Below are 19,611 nucleotides of genomic sequence, written 5' to 3'. Positions count from 1 at the left end.
GAGCCAGGCCGTGAGCGCGTCCGAACCCATCGCCCAACCCGCCGCCCATGCGCGGCCGGGTCGGGCATGGCGGCCGTTCGCGCTCACGGCGCCGGCGCTCATCCTGCTCGTCGCGGTGATCGGGTATCCGCTGCTCACCATCGTGCTGCGCAGCCTGTCGGAACCTGAGTGGGGGCTGCAGAACTATGCCTGGTTCTTCGGCGCGCCGGTCAACCTGACAGTGCTGCAGCGGACTTTCGTCATTTCGGCCTGGGTGACGCTGGTCTGCGTCATCGCGGCCTATCCCTATGCCTATCTGATGACCGCGGTCGGGCCGCGCGTCCGGCTGGTGCTTGTGCTTTGCGTGCTGATCCCGTTCTGGGTGAGTGGTGTGGTGCGAACGCTGTCATGGGTGATCCTGCTGCAGGATTCGGGCGTCATCAATTCGTTGCTGCGCTCGGTCGGGTTCGGCGGCGTCAAGCTGATCCGCACCCAGACCGGCGTGGTCATCGGCATGGCGCAGGTGCTGTTGCCGTTCATGATCCTGCCGCTCTATTCCGTGATGCAAGGCATCGACCTCAGGCTGATGCGTGCGGCGCAAAGCCTCGGTGCGCGGCCGTCGCGCGCGTTCTTCACCGTCTATCTGCCGCTGTCGCTGCCCGGCGTCTATGCCGGCGCGATCATCGTCTTCATCCTGTCGCTCGGCTTCTACATCACGCCGGCTTTGCTCGGCGGCCCGCGCTCGACCATGCTGTCGACGCTGGTGCAGACGCAGGTGCTCAGCCTGCTGCAATGGGGCAGGGGCGGCGCCATGGGCGTCGTTCTGCTGGTCACCACCTTCGTGCTGCTGGCGCTGGCAGCACCCGTGATGCGGTCCAGGCATCGGGAAGCGGGGCGGCGCTGATGGAGATGAAGCCGCTCACGCGCGTTCTTCTCGGGCTCGTCTGCCTGCTGGTGGCGATATGGCTGGTGGCGCCGACGCTGGTCGTGGTGCCGATGTCGTTCAACGAAAACAAATCGCTGGCGTTTCCGCCGCAAGGCTTTTCCTGGCAGTGGTACCAGAATTTCGCCACCAATCCGGACTGGTCGAACAGCTTCCTGAACTCGCTGAAGGTCGCCTCGATCGTGGCGGTGCTGGCGACGGTGCTCGGCACTCTTGCCGCCTTCGGCCTCGACCGCATGAAGGCGCGGCCGGCGAACCTTTTGCGTATGCTGATGCTGACGCCGATGGTGGTGCCGGGCGTGGTGCTGGCGATCGGCATCTATGCCGTCTATCTCGACACGCAGCTCGTCGGCACGCTGCTCGGCTTCGTGCTGGCCCACACCATCCTTGCGCTGCCCTTCGTGCTGATCGCGGTCTCGGCCAGTCTCGAAGTGTTCGACCGCCGGCTGGAGACAGCCGCCGCGAGCCTGGGCGCCGGCGCACTGACCACGTTTCGCACGGTGACGCTGCCGCTGATCGCGCCGGGCGTGCTCTCAGGCCTGCTGTTCGCTTTCGCCACCTCGTTCGACGAGATTGTCGTGTCGCTGTTCATCACGAACCCCTATCTCAAGACATTGCCGGTGCAGATTTTTGCCTCGATCACGCGCGACGCCGATCCGACGGTGGCGGCTGTCGGCACGATCCTGCTTTTCGCTACCACGATCCTGATCGGCGGCGGCATGCTCCTTCTTGGCCGCGAGCGGAAAGGACGCCAATGAATCCGAAGCCGACAAGCAAGGGCGCGGCGATCGATCTCGAAGCGATCAGCAAGGCCTATGGCGGCTTCAAGGCGCTGGACGGCGTGTCGCTGCGCATCGAGCCCGGCGAGTTCATGACGCTGCTCGGCCCCAGCGGCTCGGGCAAGACGACGACGCTCAACGTGATTGCCGGTTTCACCGATGTCACCAGCGGCAAGCTTCTGGTCGGGGAAAAAAGCGTCGTCGGCGTGCCGGCGCACAAGCGCAACATCGGCGTCGTCTTCCAGCATTACGCGCTGTTCCCGCATATGAGCGTCGGCCGCAACGTCGCCTATCCGCTGACGCTTCGCGGCGTCGACCAGGCGACGAGGCAGACACGCGTGGCAAGGGCGCTCGACATGGTCAAGATGGGCGATTTCGCGCATCGCTATCCCAGCGAATTGTCGGGCGGCCAGCAGCAGCGCGTGGCGTTGGCACGCGCCATCGTCTTCGACCCGCCGCTGCTCCTGATGGACGAGCCGCTCGGCGCGCTCGACAAGAAGCTGCGCGAATGGCTTCAGCTCGAGATCAAGCGCATCCATCGCGAACTCGGCACCACATTCGTCTATGTCACGCACGATCAGGAAGAGGCGCTGGTGCTGTCGGACCGCATCGCCGTGTTCAACCGCGGGCGCATCGAGCAGGTCGGCACCGGCCGCCAGCTCTATGACGAGCCGGCAACGCTGTTCGTCGGCCGCTTCATCGGCGATTCCACCGTGCTGCGCGGCAAGGCGCGCAGCGATGGCAACAGCACCGCGCTGAGCATCGCCGGCGAGACGGTGACGGTACCGCGTAAGCTGTCGGGGGAAGCCAGCCCGGTGATGCTGCTGCGTCCCGAAAAGCTCGCGATCCGAAGAGCCGGCCAAAGTCCTGCCAATGGCGCCAACCGCCTGTCGGGGACGATCGCGGAAGCCATCTATCTCGGCTCGGTATCGAAATACGAAGTCAAGCTCGCCGACGGCTCGGCCGCGATCGTGCGCTCACCGGTGACCGGCGAGAGTTTTGGCCTCGGCGACAAGGTCGAGCTCTGCTTCGACGGCAGCGACGCCAAGCTGCTGGCGGACGACGCAAGCGCCGACACCACACTCACCTGATTCCATCTGGCCTGATCCCATCTGACCTGATCCCATCTGAAAGTCATTCCATGCAAGCCAAGCGCAACGGCGACATATCGTTCTGGTATGCGGATCTGGGGGCGGTTCCCGTTCCGCGCCCGCCCTTGCCTGGAAACATCGAGGCCGATGTCGCCATTGTCGGCGCCGGCTATACCGGCCTGTGGACCGCCTACTATCTGAAAAAGGCGAAGCCATCGCTGCGCGTCGTGATCGTCGAGCGCGAATTTGCCGGCTTCGGCGCTTCGGGGCGCAATGGCGGCTGGCTGTCGGGCGGCTTCAGCTGGTCGCGCGAAAAATATCTCAAGACATCGAGCCGCCAAGGCGTGATGGCGATGCAGGCGGCGATGGCAGGCTGCGTTGATGAAGTGATCCGGGTCGCGACCGAGGAAGGCATCGACGCCGACATTCGCCGCGTCGACAATCTGACGGTGGCCACCAACGCAGCGCAGTTGGAGCGCGTGCGCGAAGAATGCGAGACGATCCGTTCCTGGGATGTCGACCCGAACCGCGTCGAGATGCTGGACGCCGCCTCAACGCGCACGCGCATCAACATCCGTAACGTCATGGGCGGCTTCGTCGTCCATGGCCAGGCGCGGGTGCAGCCGGCCAAGCTGGTGCGTGGGCTTGCCGATGCCGTCGAGCGGCTGGGCGTGCCGATCTATGAGAAGACGACGGTGACAAGCATCGCCAAGGGCAGCGTGACGACAGACCGCGGTACGGTGCAGGCGGAGACGATCATCCGCGCGACCGAGGGCTTTACATCAGGCATCCCCGGCGAGGAGCGGACCTGGCTGGCGCTCAACAGCGCGCAGATCGTGACTGAGCCGCTGCCTGCCGACCTGTGGCGCGACATCGGTTGGGAAGGGCACGAACTGCTCGGCAATGCGGCGCATGCCTATTGCTATGCCCAGCGCACGCGTGAGGGACGCATCACGATGGGCGGACGCGGCGTGCCTTATCGCTACGGCTCGCGCACCGACGTCAACGGCCAGACGCAGCAGGCCACGATCGACCAGCTGCACACGATCCTGACGACGCTCTTGCCGCAGACCAAGGGATGCCGCATCGATCACGCCTGGTGCGGCGTGCTCGGCGTGCCGCGCGACTGGTGCACCACGGTCGGCCTCGATCCCGCGACCCGCATCGGCTGGGCCGGCGGCTATGTCGGCCTCGGCGTGTCCAGCTCCAACCTTTCGGGGCGCACGCTGGCTGACCTTGTTCTCGGGGCAAACACCGAGCTGACGAAGCTGCCCTGGGTCAACCGCAAGGTCAGGCCATGGGAACCGGAGCCCTTCCGCTGGCTGGGCGTGCATTCGATGTACCAGCTTTATCGCATTGCCGATGGCCGCGAGGCGGCAGGGCTTGCGCGCACCTCGAAGCTGGCCGCGTTGGCCGACAGCATCACCGGCCACTAAAGCCATTTGTTCTCACGCAATTCCGGGGCAGACCCCTTTCCTGGAATTGCTCTTATCCATGGAGCTAGACTTGATCGATCTTTCGACCTTCCACGATCTCGCCAAGGCCGAGATCGGCGCGTTCTCTCCTAAGCCAAGCTCGATTGAAGGCGATCAGGTCGAGGCCGTGCGCTCGTTCTTTCAATCGCCTGACGGGACTGTCGATGTCGGCATCTGGGAATGCACGCCCGGCCGCTTCACCGCCGATCGTTCGGACTCGTCGGAGATCTGCCACATCATTTCGGGGCGCGTGGAACTGAGCCGCATCGATGGCGAGGTGCGGGAACTCGGTCCGGGCGATCTCCTCGTCCTGCCGCAGGGCTGGAAGGGCGAGTGGCTGATACGCGAGACCACGCGCAAGCTCTACATGATCCAGAGCGCCGGCTGACCGGCGCTACGGCTATGGCGAGCTCAGTGATCGATCGGCCCCTTCGGCGAGACCAGCGCGGTGCCGGCGGTCGTCGGGCGCTCGATCAGGCGGCGCACGCGCGGCGGTTCGTCGCCGCTGTGCAGCGCCCGCACCCGCTCGCCGACGACGGCGTCGGCATGGGTGGCGCGCCGGTTGTGGCGGATGTATTCCAACCAGGTCGGCGTGTGGTAGTGTTCGATCCAGACTGCGGGATTTTCTAGGTCCCGAGCCAGCGTCCAGTTGCGGGCGCCGTCGCGGCGGCGGATGCGCCCGCGCTCGGCCATGGTGGCGAGGAATTCGGGTACATCTTCGTCGCGGATAATGTACTCTATCATGATGGCGATGGGGCCGCTGCGCGGCTTCAGGTCGAGGCCGAGATGCGGCTCCTTGAAGCGGTTGAGCGGGTCGAGGTTGAGAGTCGTCTGCTGCGGCAGCGGCAGGAACAGGCCGATGGCGCCGCCAACAAGCATCGCGATGGCCGCCGCAATCAGCGCGGTTTCGGCGCCATGCGCATCGGCAACGACGCCCCAGATCCAGCTGCCCAGCGCAATGCCGCCGAAGGTCGCCGTCTGGTAGACCGACAGCACCCGGCCGACGACCCAGCGCGGCGTCGACATCTGCACCGTGACGTTGAAATGCGACAGCGCGATCACCCAGCAGGCGCCGCCGATGAGCAAACCCGCCGCAGTCTGCCAGGCATTGAGGCTGATGGCGGCATTGAAGGCGCAGACGGCAAAGCCGGCGAAGGCCATCCGCACCATCGTCTCGCTGGACAGCAATTGTCTGAGACGCACGCTTATCAGCGCGCCGCCGACGGCGCCGATGCCGAAGGCGCCGAGCATGATGCCGTAGGTCAAGGCATCGCCCTTGACGACGTCGCGCGCCACCAGCGGCAGCAGCGCCAAAACCGCGCCGGCGCTGAAGCCGAAGGCGGAGCCCCTGACCAGCACCTTGCCGATGTTGGGCGACATGGCGACATAGCGCAGGCCGGCGCCCATGGCGGCGCCCAGCGTCTCGCGCGGCAGCGTCGAGACCGGCAGCTCCGGCTTCCAGCGGAAGAGCACGATGATAAGACCTATATAGCTCAGCGCATTGGCGGCGAACGCAGCAGCCGCACCAGCGGCGGCAACGATGATGCCGCCGATCGCCGGGCCGACGCTGCGTGTCAGGTTGAAGCCCAGTGAATTGAGTGCAACCGCGGCCGGCAGCTTGTTGCGCGGCACCATGTCGCCGACCGATGCCTGCCAGGACGGGTTGTTGAGCGCCGTGCCGCTGTCGATCAGGAAGGTGAAGGCAAGCAGCGTCCACGGCGTCATCCAGCCGTTCCAGGTGAACAGCGTTAGAAGTGCAGAGACGACCAGCATGAAGATTTGGGCGATCAGCATCACCTTGCGCCGGTTGAAGCTGTCGGCGATGGCGCCGGCGACGAGTGCAAACAGCATGATCGGCAGAGTGGCCGAGGCCTGGACCAGCGCCACCTGATAGGGCGACGTGGCGATGGTGGTCATCATCCAGGCGGCGCCGACGCCCTGGATCAGGCCACCGAAATTCGACACCAGGCTGGCCGACCAGACGGCGCGGAAGATGCCGTGCCGGAACGGCGCCAGCGCCGAAACGCGTTCGCTGTCCGTCTCGTCATCGATCATCAGACCTGTCCCACCTTAACGTGCTGGTTTCGTCCGCCGGGACGACAATCATGGCATCCGTTTGAAATAGAGCACGACATCCAAAAGGGCGAACGCGTCTTCGAAAAAGATCATGGTCCAACAACAGGATAGCAAGGCGAAAATACGTCAGCCGGGAAGGGTTCGCTACCCAGAGCGATGTTCTCATTGGTCCACTGCTCGGGGCTGTCGGCCGCGCGCGAAGTCAGCTTCTGTCCCGGGCAGCGGTATGCAAGGCTTCGGTCAGCGTGCCTGTCGTCTCGCCGCCGGCGTGAAGGCGCAGGAAAAGCTCCATGCCGACAAGCCGCAGCCTGGACGGTTGCTCGCGCCGCGCCAACTGGACCATGTCCTCCAAATTCGCGGCGGGCCATTTCAAGGCATCGCGCAGGAAACCGCCGCGTAGCAAAGTCTCCGTGCCGGCCGAAAATTGCGACGACATCTCGAAGCCGATCTTGCGCGCCTGGACGTTCTGGCGCGGAATATGCTTTTCAGCGACCTTTCGCAAAAGCCATTTTCCTGTCTTGTCGCGGTATTTCTGCCGCCTCGGCAAATGGATGGCGAAGTCGATCAGGCGGTTTTCCAGGAACGGGACCCGCAGTTCCACGGACGCCGCCATGCTCAGCCGGTCGTGCCGGTGCAGTATGTCCTGCAGATGCGAATAGAGGTCGTAGAGGCAACTACCGAGAAAGGCGCGATCCGCGGGCGGCATAACCGGCTCCAGGCGGTCGAAGATCTCGGTTTGCAGGAAATTCAGCTCCGGCGACAAAGCACGCAGGACCATGCTGCGATCCATTTGTGAGTGGCTTCCAGCCGAGACCTTGTAGGGGGCATGACGCTGTTGCTCGAATCTCCGGTCGAGCGAGCGTTTCGAATGGACCAGGCGCCGGGGCCACGACCAGGAACGCCACTTCTTCATGCTCAAGGCCTGCAATGGGTAGCCGCCAAACAATTCGTCTGCGCCTTCGCCGGTGAGCAGCACCTTGACGCCATCGGCCCGGCATCGTTCGGCAAGCGCCAGCAGCGCGACATGGCTGGCGTGCCAGCCATCGCTTTCAAGATGCCAGATTACCCTTGGCCAAAGTTCGAAAAACCGGTTCCTGTCGACCTGCACCCGGCGCAAGGGCACGCCCACATGGCGGCCGGTGCGTTCGGCGTCTTCGGCCTCGCTGTGACCGAGCTGCGGGTCGACGACATAACCATGGACTTCCGGCCTGAACCGCTTTGCCAGCGCCGTTATCAGGCCGGAATCGACACCGCTGCTGCAAGCGGTGGCAACGCTGGTATCGGCGATGCAGTGAAGCCCGACGCTGTCCTTGAGCAACGCCTCGAGCGTCGCCATGTGTTCAGCATCAGCGGATGCATCGCCGGTAATGCGCGCGGTCTCCAGCACGTCCAGCACATGCCAGAAGCGGCGCTTCTCGATAACGCCATCGGTGATCTTCCACAGGCCGGCGGGCGGCAGGCGCTCGATGCGGTCGAACAGGCTGTAGCTGGAATCGCGGCTCTGCCAGGCAAGCCGCAAGGTGATCTCGCGGCTGTCGATGTCGCGCGGAAAACCGTCGCAGGCGAGGATCGCCTTGTCCTCCGAGGCGAACAGGATTCGCTCCGGCGTGTCGGCCACCGACATCGGCTTGATTCCAAGACGGTCACGCGCAAGCCACAGCGCACTGCTGCGAGCGTCGAAATAGGCGAAGGAAAACATCCCGTCGAACAGCGGCACGGCTTTTTCGGGACCCCAGTGATGCAAGGCTTCGAGAACCACTTCGGCATCGCAGATGGTTCGAAAGACGACGCCTTGCGCCTGCAGCGTTTCGCGCAACGAGCGGTAATTGTAGACCTCGCCATTGTAGACGAGAACGCCATCGCCGGAAGAAGTCAGCATCGGCTCACGGGCGGCGGGCGAGGGATCGATGATGGTCAGTCGGCGGTGACCGAGGGCCAGCCGATTGTTGTGCCAGCTGTCATGATCGTCGGGGCCGCGATGTACCAGCGCCTGCATCATGCTGGCGACATCCGACAGGTCGTTGGCGTCGATCGGGTTTCGTTTGCGCCAGACGCCGGCTATTCCGCACATGGCCTGCCGGTGAGTTCTGCCTGAGTCATGGCCTGCAATCTAGCCGGAACACAGCCGCCTGCAAGCGCTGCCTAGAACCCGTTTTCAATGCGCTCGAAGATGACGTTGGTGAAGGCCGATATCTGGCTGCCGATGAACGGACCGGTCAGCGCCACGACCAGCATGATGGCTACGATCTTGGGTACGAAGGTCAGGGTGATTTCCTGGATTTGGGTCAGGGCCTGGATCAGCGCGATGCCGATGCCGACCACCATGGCAACCAGCACCACCGGCGCGGACGCGACGAGCACCGTCCACACCGCATACTGGACGATGTCTAGGGCGTCGGCCTCGTTCATGTGAGCGCACCTCTATGGAACTGTCTAGCTGGCCGGCTTTATCGAAACGCCCGCGCCGACCGGCACTTCGGTGCCGTTCTGCAGTACGGCGATCACGCCGTTGCTTGCAAGCTTGACCGAGGCCACGACGCCGGTCGTCTTGCCGTCGGCCGAGGTGATCGAACGGCCGATCAGGGCATCGGCCTGCGATAGCGCCGACGACTGCATGATCTGGTCGAGCTTGGTGTTGGTCTGCACCGATTGCTCTACCTGCGAGAAGGTGGCGAGTTGGGCGACGTACTGCGTCGAATCCATCGGTTTCGTCGGATCCTGGTTCTTCATCTCGGCGATCAACAGCTTCAGGAACGACTGGTAGTCGACCGCTGTCTTCGATGTCTGCTGGGTACCCTGGTTGGCACCCATGGGGATCGTCGTCGTCATGTCCACATTCATCAGTATTGTGCTCCCACGGCCAGCGGGCGCTTCGCACCCAGAACATCGTCATTGCCGCCAAGTGCGCGGCGTTCGAGCGGATAAAGCGCACGGATAGCCTTCAGCGCTTCATAGATATGGTCTTCGCCGACCATGCGGTCGATCTGCTTCAGCGCGCCACTGATCTGCTCATCCTCGAAGCTTGCCAAAAGCAAGGGCAGCGAGCGGCGGAACATGGCGCGCGCCTCAATGGCGCCGGCCGGGTTCATCAGCATCACCTGCAGGATGAAATAGAGCTGCTTGAGCGGCGTCGAGGCATCGTCGGCCTGGATGACATGGTTCTCGAGCAGGAACTGTACGTCGTTCATCAGCTCGACGGTGACCTTGCGGTCGACGCGGATGACGGCGCCGTTGATGTAGATCTTCTCGTTCGGCTTCAGCGATATCTTCAGCGTGTTGGTCATTGAATGCCGTCCCGGATGATCTGGGACACTTCGATCAGCCCTTCGAAATTGTCGGTGCGGCCCTGGCGGATGTCCTCGGCCTCGCGCAGCAGCCACAGGCCGATGGAGATGAGGTTGGCGCGCAGTTCCTTGGGCAGGACATTGTCGCTGGAACCGAGATCCTCGACGAAGGTGGTCCAGACCCGGTTGGTGAAGTGCAGCGCCTCGACCGCTTCCATCGAGGTGTGGCCGACCGCCGCCGCCGCCGCCAGCATTTCGATCGAGCGGGTCAAAAGCTGCCGCTCGCGATCTTTCGCATCGGCAACGGAGTCTGTCTGGATGTCGGCGTAGGAGAATTGGTACATCGTTTGGCTCTACCGTTGCGGTTGAGATTGTCAGGTCAGGTAGTTCAGCAGGCTCATCTGCTGCAGGCGCGCGGTCAGCGCGAAGGACGTCTCGATATGCTGCGTCAGATCCGCGACGCGGGTGGCTGCCTCGGCGGGGTCGACGCCTTCCAGATCGAGAATATGGCGCTCGAACAGGTCGACCTGCGTCTTCATGCGGTCGCTGGCGTCGGAGACCCGCTTCTCGGCAAGGCCGGTCTCGGCCTGCAACTGGCCGAGTCCGCCCAGCGCCTCGCCGACCATCGCCTGGGCGCGACCGACGACGGTGGTCTTCGCCGCCTGGCTGATGTTGCCGGAGAGCAGGCCGGTGACCAGGGCGGAAGCCATGGCGAGCTTGCGGATGCTGTCTTCATTGGCGCTGGCCGAGGTCTGGGTGGTTTCGCCCAGCGAAATGCGGCTGACGATCTGCTGGTCGGTGGCGTTCGACCAGTTGGCCTGCCAGCCGGCGCCAATGAACTGCGGCACGACATTGCTGGTGATGAAGCCGTCCATCTGGGCGGCGGTGATGTTGGCGGCGAGCGGATCGGTCTGCGTGAAGCCGAAATACGACGAGAAGGAAGCGTCGAACGCCGCCTTGGCCGGCGAGCCCGCGGCGGTGAAATCGTCGATCGGCTTGACGTCGGTGTTGGTGCCGGCAAACAGATATTCGCCGTTGACGCTGGCATTGAGGATAGAGGTCATCTGCTGCACGGCGGCCTTGCCGGCTTGCTGCGTGATGGTGCTCGAGGAATTGCCGGCGGCGGTCAGTGCGGTCAGCAAATTCTGCGCAGTGTCGGAAAGCTGGCCAAGCGCAGCCTGCGTCGAGGACAGCCGAGCGGTGACCAGCGAATTGGAATCGATGATGACGTTCAACCGGTCGAGGTCGCGCGAGAAGGTGACCGCCTGCGAGGTGCGCGCGCCGAGCGCCAGACCGACATCGGCGACGGTGCCGGTCGTCGATTCCTTGGTGGCTTTGACCAGTTCGCCCTGCATGCGCATCTGCTGATAGCGCGCGGCGTTGGAGAGAGCGGCTGAGGAGACGGATGTGGCTTTCATGGCTTATCCCACGGCATCGAGCAGGGCCGACAGCATGTCGTCGACGGTTTTCATCATGCGCGCCGAGGCCTGATAGGTGTGTTCGAGGTCGAGCAGCAGCGACATCTCCTGGTCGACATTGACGCCGGTGTCGTTGGACAGCGCCTCGGCAGTGCGCGATGCCAGCGCTTCCTTGGCGTCTGCATTGCTCGAGGCCTGCTGGCGCTGGCCTTCGAACCAGCCAATGGCATTGGCGGCGTAGTCGGAGACGCTGGACGTCACGGTGATGCCGGCCGCAGCGTCGAAAGGCATCGGCTTGTCGAGCTTGTCGCCATAGCCGATCAAGAGCTGCGAATAGGAGGCGTCGCCGGCGGTGTTGGCGACATAGGCCGCACCATTGGCGCCGCCGTCGCGCAGCAGCACCGGATTGCCGCCGACGCTCGGGTCCATTGCGGCGTTGACCTTGATCGAGCCGGCAAGCCCGTCGATCAGCGTGCCGGCGGCCGGAATGGCGGGCGCACCCGACCAGGTGAACAGGCCGGTTCGGTCGGGCTGCGAAGGTGCTGTTTCGGCAAAGGCGGTGATGAGGCCGCGCGCCACTTCGTCGAGCTGGCTCTGCATCGTCGCTGCGACGCCGTCGCGCAAGGTGATGAGCCCGGCGAGCTTGCCGTCGGCGCTGGTGTTGCCGCCAGCCCCGGCGCTGACCGGCACATTGTCGATGTAGATGGTGTTGCCTGGTGTGCCGGCCGTGTAGCCCGCCGACGGGGTGAAACTTACCGAGCGCGGAATGGTCTCGAACAGCGTCGTGCCGTCCTTGGTGGTTATTACCATGTCGTTGTCGCCGCGCGTGAAAGTCGACACAGGCACATAGTCCGCGATCTTCTTCAGCAATGCGTCGCGCTGGTCGAGCGCGTCGGATGCATCCGTGCCCGATCGGGTTGCGGAAATGACGGCCTTGTTGGCGGCCTGGAACTGGCTGAGCAGCGAGTTGAGATCGTCGACCGCCGTTGATATCTCGCCATCGGTCTGGGTGCGGAAATCCTGGATCGCGTTGGTGCCGTCGTTCAGAGCGCGCACCACCTGCTGGGCCGCGTCGATGACGCTGGAGCCGAGGTTCTGGTTGGATGGCGTAGCGGCGTAAAGCTGCAGCGCGTTCTGCAGCTTGCCGATCGCGGTCGAGGCAGAGGAGGCGTTGTCGACGCCGTTGACGGCAACGGCGAGGCGGTCAATTCCGCTGTAAAGCGTGCTTTGGCCGCTCCATGCCGATTGCGCGCTAAGGTTCTGGCGAAACAGCAGGGCGTTGGTGGCGCGCTGGATCTCGACCGAGCGGGCGCCGGGCGCGCTGCTGACGACGACCGCCGTGCGGCGGGCATAGTCGGGGTTGCTGGCGTCGGCAATATTGCGGGAAAGGACGCTGGTCTGCTTCGATGTGGTCTGAAGCGACTGTTGGGCTATGGTCAATGCGGAAGTCAGCGACATGCGGGTCTTTCACGAGGCCAGTGGGGAGGGGATGACGTCTCTGCCCTGTCGGCGGCGTCGGCGTTCGGAAACCTGCAATTCCAGACCACCCCGGCCGGTTTGCCGGTGTGGCCTTGAATTCGAAATCCGCGCACCGCGCTGCTCTGGTTTGGGTTCATTCCCCTGGCGCCCGTCGTTTATCTCTTCAGGTTGACAAGGACATCCATGAGGTCGGAACCGGTCTGGAACACTTTCGAGTTAGCGGTGTAGCTGCGCTGCGCCGCGATCATGTTGGTCAATTCCTCGGCGATATCGACGTTGGAATTTTCCAACGCGCCGGAGATGATGCTGCCGAGCTTGCCTTCATTGGCGAAGCCGATGCGCACGGTGCCGGAGTCGGTGGACTGTGCATAGACATTGCCAGGCAGTGCGGTGAGGTTGTCGGCGCTCTGGACGTCGGCCAGTGGGATCTTGAACAGCGGCTTGGTCGAGCCGTCCTGATACTGGGCGTAAATGACTCCGTCCTCGCCGATCTGGATCTTTTCGATCGTGCTGGGCGCGTTGCCGTTGACCTTGGCTTCGGAGACCGTGAAGCCGGTGCCGAGCTGAGTCAGCTTGGACAAATCGAGGTCGAGCGACGCACCGCCCGGTACGGGGATCGTTATGCTGTCGACCGCGCCGGTTAGCTTGCCGGTGGTGGTGTCGAAGGTCAGGTTGGCCGTGGCCAGCGCGCCGCCCGTATAGGGGAAGGATGTGCCCGGCGTCGCCTGGGACTGGTCGAACACAGAGACCGACCAGGCGCCGGTGCCGGTGTTGGTGAAATAGACGTCGAGCAGCTTCTTGTTGCCGAGATTGTCGTAGGTGACCATCGAGGACTTCGACGTGTATTCGGCGGTCGGGCTGTTGGTGGAAGGCAGCGGACCGGCGGGCGGCGTGGCGCCAGCCGGCAGATTGGCGTTGAAATTGCCTGTGGTGCTGGGCGTCGCCGTCATTTCCTGGTCGGAGATCTGGACCGGAACCAGCCCTTCGAAGCCGTTGGCGGTGGCTGCCGGCGTGCCGTTGGCGTAGCTGTATGCCATCAGCTGGTAGCCGGCGGCGTTGACCAGCCTGCCCTGAGCGTCGGGAACGAATGCGCCGGCGCGGGTGAGGAAAGGCGTTCCGCTGGGGTCCTGGACGACGAAGAAACCGTTGCCGTTGACCGCAAGGTCGGAAACCGAGGTCGTGTACTGCAGCACGCCCTGGGCGCTGATGGCCGAGCGGATGGTGGTGTTGACGCCGCCGGAATTATAGGCGCCGCCGACCTGCGGCATGATCAGCGTCGAAAACTCGGCCGAGGATCGCTTGTAGCCGGTGGTGTCGGAATTGGCGATGTTGTCGGCTGTCGCCGAAAGGCGGTTGGCCTGCGCGTTCATGCCGGAAACGCCGGTCCGCATCATTCCGTAAAGGCTCATCGAACGTCTCCTCAATGCCCAAGATCGTTAGGCCCATCTGTGGTCGCGAGGATATAATTTCTGTCTTGCGCGAGGCTGGCGCAGACCGCCATCAGAACACCAGCCGGTAGCCAAGGAAGCGCTTGGAATCTATCGGGTCCTGGCCAAGCTTTTCGCGCAGCTTCTTGCGCAATTTGGAGATGTGGCTCTCGACCACGTTCTCCTCGACCTCTTCGTCGAAGATGCCGTAGATGGCGTTGAAGACCTGGGTCTTGGTGACGCGGCGTCCGCGGTTGCTCGCCAGATATTCGAGGATGCGGCGTTCGCGGCGCGGCAGAGGCAGCGGCTGGCCATCGATCTCGGGATCGCGGCCATCCATGAAGATGCGCATGGCGCCGATCTCGGTGTAGCTGACGTCCTCATGGGCGCGGCGGCGGATGGCGGTGATGCGGGCCAGGATCTCCCGGATATGGACCGGCTTGCGTATGACGTCGTCGACCCCGCTCTCGAACAGCCGCAGCGTATTCTCGAGCGAGTGCTGTTCGCTCAGCGCAATGACCGGAGCGCCGGTGCGGTCGCGGATCTGGCGTGGCGAGATGGTGCCTTCGCGGCAGTCGCCGATGAGGAAGGCTCGGACCGATCGCAAATCCGTGTCGGGGGCCGATGTCACCCACTCGCCGAATTCACCGGACGCGAAGCCTGCACAGGCGACGCCCTCACGATCGAAAAGTGAATTATAGCCTTCAGTTACGAGCTCACGCTCGTCAACGATTACAATCATCGGCCCCGCCTCCGAATCAGATCATCTGCCCCGTGGGAAGAGCCGTAACCGGTGCCGGGAATCCTGAACAACCATCATTTCTTGTAGCTATTTTCTTGGGAGTTATTTCGAGTTTCGAAATAACCGCAATCAGGAGGTTGTATCGTTGGTTGCCGAACGGGTGACGTGGCACGTCACCCGCCGGGCGTGGATTTGCAGCCGTTCGGAAGAGATGATTCACCTAAGGGTTGCAAAAGTTGCGGGCGTTCGGGGTCCATTTGCCGAAGCCGGTGGCGACCATATTGGCGATGACGCGGCAGACATAGAATTTCTGCGCGGGGTCATTGTCGGGGCCGGCGTGGTAGCGGGCGACGGCCATCGACCAGCTGACATGACGAGCATGCAGGCTGGCCAGGAAGCGCGCGGCATAGTCGACATTCTGGCGCGGGTCGAGCATGTCGCCGACGCTGCGGAAATGCGCGGCGTGATAGTGATGGTTGATCTGCATGCAGCCGAGGTCGATCAGCGTCTTGCCCTCACGTCGGGCTGCTTCGAAGGCGGCCAGGGCCTCGGTGCGGCTCCTTGGAAATACCGCTTTTCCCTCTATTTCAATGCGTTAGGTTGCAAGCTACCCTTCTTGCCGGTCTCGGTCAGTCCGACCGCATAGAGGATGCCGGCCGGCACGCCATAGCGATCGGCGGCACGCAAAATCTCGGGCTCGCAAGGGTTGGTGGCGGCGGTGGCCGGCTTGGTGGCGAGGCTAGATAAACATATCGTCGCCAGCACGCTCGCGAGCAGGCGCGCCAGCGCGGCCGAATTCCTGGGCATCGTCATTGCGGTTTCTTCCCGACTGGTGGCCGCCCGAACCCGTATTGTTGCCGCTCGAGTTTCCGGGCTGAAAAGCGGACTGGTCGCGGCCTTGCGGCATTGGCTGCGAGTTCGCTGCATCGCTGCGGGCCGCTGCGTGGATCGCTATCGAGGGTTGCAGGATGGTGACCTTGTCGACATCGAAGCCGAGCCCGCGCAACGACTTCACGATGGCGTCGCTGTCGGTGGCGAGACGGCGGTAAGCCTCATGGGTTTCGGGCTTCAATTCTATCGAAAGTTGTTCTCCGGAAAGCCTCAGACTGGCGGTGACCATGCCGAGCTCTGCCGGGTGAAGCTCGATCTTCAATATATGTGTCGGAACGGCAACAGAACCGGCCGTCTGGGCGGTCGTCGACGGCGTCGAAACCGCTTGCCGCAGGCCGTTGTCCGAAGCCAGCGCGTCGAGAAGCGCCGAAGTCGTCTGGTTCATCGGGCTTTGCGCCGGGGCCGGGAAACTCTGCTCGGCGACAATGTCGACGCGCGCAGCGGATAGCGCCTGTTTCCCCGGTGTGGACGATGCCGCGGAATGGGCTCCATCGACGGCCTTCGCCGACGGCGCGGACCGTTTTGCCTCGGGTGCCGAAACGTCGCTTGCCGTCTGGTCCGCCGGTAGAGGAGGCGTCGGACCATCCTGGTGCGGCAGTTTGCCGGACTGGAGCCCGATCGCGGGCAGCTTTTGCCCCTGATCCCTTGCTGATACGCTGGTACCGGTCTTGGCCCGTTCGGATCGCGTCGTCGTGTCGAGTCTGTCGTCAATGCCGGAAGCTGCGCGGTGTCTCTTCAGAGGCGACGTCTGTGCAGAAATGGCCTCGCCAGCGGGCGCCGGTTGCCCAGTCTGTCCATTCGTCGCGATGCCGTTCCCGCTTGTCCGGACCGTTGAGAAATGCCTGATATCGTGCAGCGCCAGCACCAATGGCAAAAGATCCTGCAGCGGTCCTGCATCCGCGTCTCGTCCGGCCACTTCAGCGTCGTTGGATGGTTTGTCCGGGCCACTGTCGGCATGTTCTTTTGCGGCCTTGCCGGCAGCGGACTTCGCCACCGTCTTGCCAGACTGGGTGTGTGGGATTTCGCTTTTGCCGGGACCGGCAGGGCTGCGTTTGGCCCAATGCGGCTCGTGCGACGCGGCCTCAATTGCTCCCTGGCCTATCGGTGTCGGCGCATCGTCGTCGCCGCGCACCATGTCACCGAAGCTTTTGTCGCCACCTTTGGCGTTTGAGGCCGACTGCTTCGATCCGGCGTGCGCGGGAGCCGGCAGGGCCTGGCCAACATTGGTGGTCATTTCGGGGCTGCTCCAAGCATCTGGTCGATCAAATCGAGCTGGCGACGCGTCCTCGCCATGGCGGCGTCGGTGGGATCGGCTGGCTCTACGGCGGCGGGGGCCGGCGCCGATGCCGGCACGACCGGAGCCGCATCGCTGGCCGGGGCGACTGCAGGCGTTTCCGCCGCCTTTGCCTCTGGCGTGCTTGGTGCCTGCGCGGCCGGTTCACTTGCCGCCTTCAGTCGGTCGGTTGCTGCCGGTTCACTCGATGTTGTGGCGGCTGGCTGTTCCGGCACCGCGCCTTCGACCGGCGGCAGCTCTGGCTCGTCGGGTTTTTCCACTGCCGCGGTCTTGACCGGCTCCTGCCTGGCCGCGGCAGGTGCGGGCTTTTCGGCAGGCAACGGCGCCGGGGGGGCGATGACTTCACCGGCTACGGCCTGCGCGGCATCGAGCAGGTCGCGGTCGCTTTGCGAAAGCTGGTTGCGATCGATCTTGTCCAGCTTGGCGCGGACCTCGCCGATGGTGCCGGACGTTACCGTGGACAGGCTGGAATAGAGCTGGGCGCGCGGATCGTCCTGATTGTGGATGCCGTCGCGGCCCCGTTCAGCCCTGGCCGAGGCAAAGGCGGAGAGATCGGCAAAGCCGTCGATGGCGGCGCGGCGGGCGATGCGCAGATAGATCACCTTCTCGCGCTCGGGATCCATCATTGCGGTGATGTCGGCGAGCTTGTCCTGGCTGATTGCCATGTGCAGCGTGATGACGCCGGAGACGAATGCGTCGGCGAACTGGCTGGCATAGGGCGAATAGAGATAGTCTTCGACATATTGGGTTGAGGCAAGCGCGAAACGCGCACCGTCGCCTTGCGCGGCGGCGATGCCGACCGAGCGGCGCAGCGCTGCTTCCTCGACCAGCGTGCCGGGGCTGAGCAGGCGAGCATCGTCGAGCAGCGCAAGCGCGCTAACCGGTTGCTCGGTGGCGAGAAGCGAGCCCTTGACCAGCGCCAGAAAGGCACCTAGATCGGGGGGCAGGGTCATCGGATCGATCGACTTCAGCGCCTCGATTGCAGCCGCCGGCCGGCCGTTCAGATAATCGACAATGCCCTTGGCGATGGCCAGGCTTTGCGGGTCGGCCTTGGCGCGCGACACCGCCGCCTCGACGGTGACGGGGTTGCCGCCACTCATGCCATAGACCAGCAAGGCGCGAAAATTCTTCGGGTCGCGGAAATCGTCTGCGTTCGCCGCGCGCAGCCTTGTGTCGGCCATTTCGAGCAGCTTGGCCTGCATCGGCAGCGCGGCGTGATCGCCTGCGGCTATGCGGTCCTGCACAAGCTGCAGCGAGCGCACCAGCTGATAGGGCTGCAAGCCGTCCTCGGCGAAGGCCGATGGCGGATGGACAGCGCTCAGCAGCAGCAGCCCGACGCCGCCGATGATGGCGGCGCGCCTCATCCGTCGGTCGCCATCAGGATTTCGATGCGGCGGTTCGCTGCAGCCATCGGGTCGGCCGCGATTTTCGGCTCGCGGTCGGCGAAGCCGGCGACCTCGGTGATGCGGCGCTCGTCGACGCCGCCGCGAACCAGCATGTAGTAGGCGGAATGGGCGCGCGCCGTGGACAGCCGCCAATTGTCATAAGTGTCGCTGCGGAACGGCCGCGCGTCGGTGTGGCCGTTGATGCTGATCGTGCCTTTCTGCTCGTTGACGATGCGGCCGATCTTTTCCATCGCCAGCACCAGTTCACGCCTAGGCACCGCCGATCCGATCTCGAACATGCCGAAATCGAACTGGTCCGTGATCGAAATGACGACACCCTTGTCGGTGGCCTCGACGGAAACGCCGTCATGCAATTTGTCGCCGGACTTGAAGGCCTCGGCCAGTTCCTGCTTGACCTGCGCCGCGGCTCTAACAGTGGCGGCCGTCGCCGCTTTTTCCGCCGCTTCGGGTTTGGGTGCGGGTTGTACTTCGGCGGCTTCGGCCTTTGCAATTTCGGCCTTCGCTGCTTCAGCCTTGGCCTCTGCTTTTGCTTCAGCCTTGGTCAGTGGCTTATCGGAAACGGATTTCGCCAGCGGCTCGAGCGGCGCCGCGGCCACTGGCGGCGCGGCCGGCACGGCCTTCACCTCCGCCACTTGCGTCTGTGCCGCTTTGTCACCCGGCTTCAGCGGATCGCCTTCGATCTTGGTGCGTTCGGCGGTGGCTTCGGCGCCTGGTGCAGCCACCTGCTGCGACCAGAAATCCGGCGCGAACGGGTCGCGGTAGGATTGGCCGCCGGATGCGCCGGTAGCCGGGCCGGACGCCTGCGCGCCGCCATCGCCCTTCTCGCTGACATTTTGCATGACGCCGGTGTCGGTGGCGATTTCCGACAGCACCGCATAGGGATCGGCAAACAGATGCTCGTCGGAAAGATCGGTCTTCGGCGCCGATTCCTTCGATTGCTTCTTGTCGGAAGTACCGGCGCCGCCGATGCCGTCCTGTCCGGCCTTGCTGGTCTTGTCCCGCGGGTCGTCGGCCGTCAGCCCGACCTTGCTCGGACCATCGCCGAGGTCTTCAAGGCCCTTGCGGCTGGCGTTGCGATCGACCAGCTTGACCGGGTTGAAATAGCTGGCAACGGCGGCCTTGGTCTGCTCGTTGGCGGCGTTGATCAGCCACATGACGAGGAAGAAGCACATCATGGCAGTCATGAAATCGGCAAAAGCAATCTTCCAGACGCCGCCGTGGTGGGCGTCGTCGTGGTCGTCGTGATTGCGCCGCACGATGATGATCTCGTGCCTGGGCTCAGCGGCGTCGGCAACGCTCATGACGTCCACTCGTTCATAGGAGGGCC

At 64.1% G+C, this 19,611-nt stretch carries 18 protein-coding genes and 1 pseudogene; 5 read left to right on the top strand and 14 right to left on the bottom strand.

Annotated features, from left to right (window positions below):
- The first annotated feature begins 10 nt into the window (after nucleotides 1–10).
- The 5 genes from X756_RS163460 to X756_RS163480 are packed head-to-tail and all read left to right on the top strand — an operon-like array spanning nucleotide 11 to nucleotide 4,655.
- A complete protein-coding gene (locus X756_RS163460) occupies nucleotides 11–883 on the top strand; it encodes an ABC transporter permease (RefSeq protein ID WP_023728388.1) in 873 nt (290 codons plus the stop codon).
- Entirely contained in the window at nucleotides 883–1,680 is a 798-nt protein-coding gene (locus tag X756_RS163465) for an ABC transporter permease (protein WP_023695739.1), read from the top strand. Before X756_RS163460 ends, X756_RS163465 begins: the two co-directional genes overlap by 1 nt.
- Nucleotides 1,677–2,792: an ABC transporter ATP-binding protein gene (locus X756_RS163470; RefSeq protein WP_023728387.1), complete on the top strand. Its 1,116-nt coding sequence runs from the start codon at nucleotides 1,677–1,679 to the stop codon at nucleotides 2,790–2,792. The genes X756_RS163465 and X756_RS163470 overlap by 4 nt, the downstream gene beginning before the upstream one ends.
- Nucleotides 2,793–2,842: 50 nt before the next feature.
- A complete protein-coding gene (locus X756_RS163475) occupies nucleotides 2,843–4,228 on the top strand; it encodes an FAD-binding oxidoreductase (protein WP_023728386.1) in 1,386 nt (461 codons plus the stop codon).
- 58 nt (nucleotides 4,229–4,286) lie between these two features.
- Complete coding sequence (locus X756_RS163480; protein WP_081725355.1) at nucleotides 4,287–4,655, top strand: cupin domain-containing protein; 369 nt, start codon at nucleotides 4,287–4,289, stop codon at nucleotides 4,653–4,655.
- A gap of 23 nt (nucleotides 4,656–4,678) precedes the next feature.
- Here the strand turns inward: X756_RS163480 and X756_RS163485 are convergent, their stop codons facing one another.
- The 14 genes and pseudogenes from X756_RS163485 to X756_RS163545 form a co-directional block, all read right to left on the bottom strand.
- The gene (locus tag X756_RS163485; RefSeq protein ID WP_023728385.1) at nucleotides 4,679–6,322 is read right to left on the bottom strand and encodes an MFS transporter; all 1,644 of its coding nucleotides are present in this window, start codon (nucleotides 6,320–6,322) and stop codon (nucleotides 4,679–4,681) included.
- Between the two features lie 223 nt (nucleotides 6,323–6,545).
- Nucleotides 6,546–8,414, bottom strand: coding sequence for an asparagine synthase (glutamine-hydrolyzing) (gene asnB / locus X756_RS163490; RefSeq protein ID WP_023728384.1), 1,869 nt, complete (start codon nucleotides 8,412–8,414; stop codon nucleotides 6,546–6,548).
- Between the two features lie 71 nt (nucleotides 8,415–8,485).
- Nucleotides 8,486–8,752 (bottom strand): flagellar biosynthesis protein FliQ, encoded by a 267-nt coding sequence (gene fliQ, locus X756_RS163495; protein WP_023671896.1) that lies wholly within the window; start codon nucleotides 8,750–8,752, stop codon nucleotides 8,486–8,488.
- A gap of 24 nt (nucleotides 8,753–8,776) precedes the next feature.
- Nucleotides 8,777–9,184: a flagellar hook assembly protein FlgD gene (gene flgD, locus X756_RS163500; RefSeq protein WP_023728383.1), complete on the bottom strand. Its 408-nt coding sequence runs from the start codon at nucleotides 9,182–9,184 to the stop codon at nucleotides 8,777–8,779.
- Nucleotides 9,184–9,627, bottom strand: coding sequence for a flagellar biosynthesis repressor FlbT (gene flbT / locus X756_RS163505; protein ID WP_023695743.1), 444 nt, complete (start codon nucleotides 9,625–9,627; stop codon nucleotides 9,184–9,186). The genes flgD and flbT overlap by 1 nt, the downstream gene beginning before the upstream one ends.
- On the bottom strand, nucleotides 9,624–9,971 hold the full coding sequence (gene flaF / locus X756_RS163510; RefSeq protein WP_023671893.1) for a flagellar biosynthesis regulator FlaF: 348 nt from the start codon (nucleotides 9,969–9,971) through the stop codon (nucleotides 9,624–9,626). Before flaF ends, flbT begins: the two co-directional genes overlap by 4 nt.
- A gap of 30 nt (nucleotides 9,972–10,001) precedes the next feature.
- Entirely contained in the window at nucleotides 10,002–11,045 is a 1,044-nt protein-coding gene (locus X756_RS163515; protein ID WP_023728382.1) for a flagellar hook-associated family protein, read from the bottom strand.
- A 3-nt stretch (nucleotides 11,046–11,048) separates the two neighbouring features.
- The gene (gene flgK, locus X756_RS163520) at nucleotides 11,049–12,503 is read right to left on the bottom strand and encodes a flagellar hook-associated protein FlgK (RefSeq protein WP_023728381.1); all 1,455 of its coding nucleotides are present in this window, start codon (nucleotides 12,501–12,503) and stop codon (nucleotides 11,049–11,051) included.
- 176 nt (nucleotides 12,504–12,679) lie between these two features.
- Nucleotides 12,680–13,933, bottom strand: coding sequence for a flagellar hook protein FlgE (locus X756_RS163525; protein ID WP_023671890.1), 1,254 nt, complete (start codon nucleotides 13,931–13,933; stop codon nucleotides 12,680–12,682).
- A 91-nt stretch (nucleotides 13,934–14,024) separates the two neighbouring features.
- Nucleotides 14,025–14,693, bottom strand: a complete 669-nt coding sequence (locus X756_RS163530; RefSeq protein WP_023728380.1) for a response regulator transcription factor — start codon at nucleotides 14,691–14,693, stop codon at nucleotides 14,025–14,027.
- 220 nt (nucleotides 14,694–14,913) lie between these two features.
- Nucleotides 14,914–15,506 (bottom strand): annotated as a pseudogene (locus tag X756_RS01000000165090) (transglycosylase SLT domain-containing protein).
- Nucleotides 15,433–16,818 (bottom strand): flagellar hook-length control protein FliK, encoded by a 1,386-nt coding sequence (locus X756_RS163535; RefSeq protein ID WP_023728379.1) that lies wholly within the window; start codon nucleotides 16,816–16,818, stop codon nucleotides 15,433–15,435. The pseudogene X756_RS01000000165090 and the gene X756_RS163535 overlap by 74 nt, the downstream one beginning before the upstream one ends.
- The gene (locus X756_RS163540; protein ID WP_023728378.1) at nucleotides 16,815–18,242 is read right to left on the bottom strand and encodes a chemotaxis protein; all 1,428 of its coding nucleotides are present in this window, start codon (nucleotides 18,240–18,242) and stop codon (nucleotides 16,815–16,817) included. Before X756_RS163540 ends, X756_RS163535 begins: the two co-directional genes overlap by 4 nt.
- On the bottom strand, nucleotides 18,239–19,585 hold the full coding sequence (locus tag X756_RS163545; protein ID WP_023728377.1) for a MotB family protein: 1,347 nt from the start codon (nucleotides 19,583–19,585) through the stop codon (nucleotides 18,239–18,241). Before X756_RS163545 ends, X756_RS163540 begins: the two co-directional genes overlap by 4 nt.
- Between the last annotated feature and the right edge of the window lie 26 nt (nucleotides 19,586–19,611).

Source organism: Mesorhizobium sp. LNJC405B00, from assembly GCF_000502615.1.
Taxonomy (GTDB): Bacteria; Pseudomonadota; Alphaproteobacteria; order Rhizobiales; family Rhizobiaceae; genus Mesorhizobium.
This window is presented reverse-complemented; position numbering and strand designations above follow the sequence as displayed.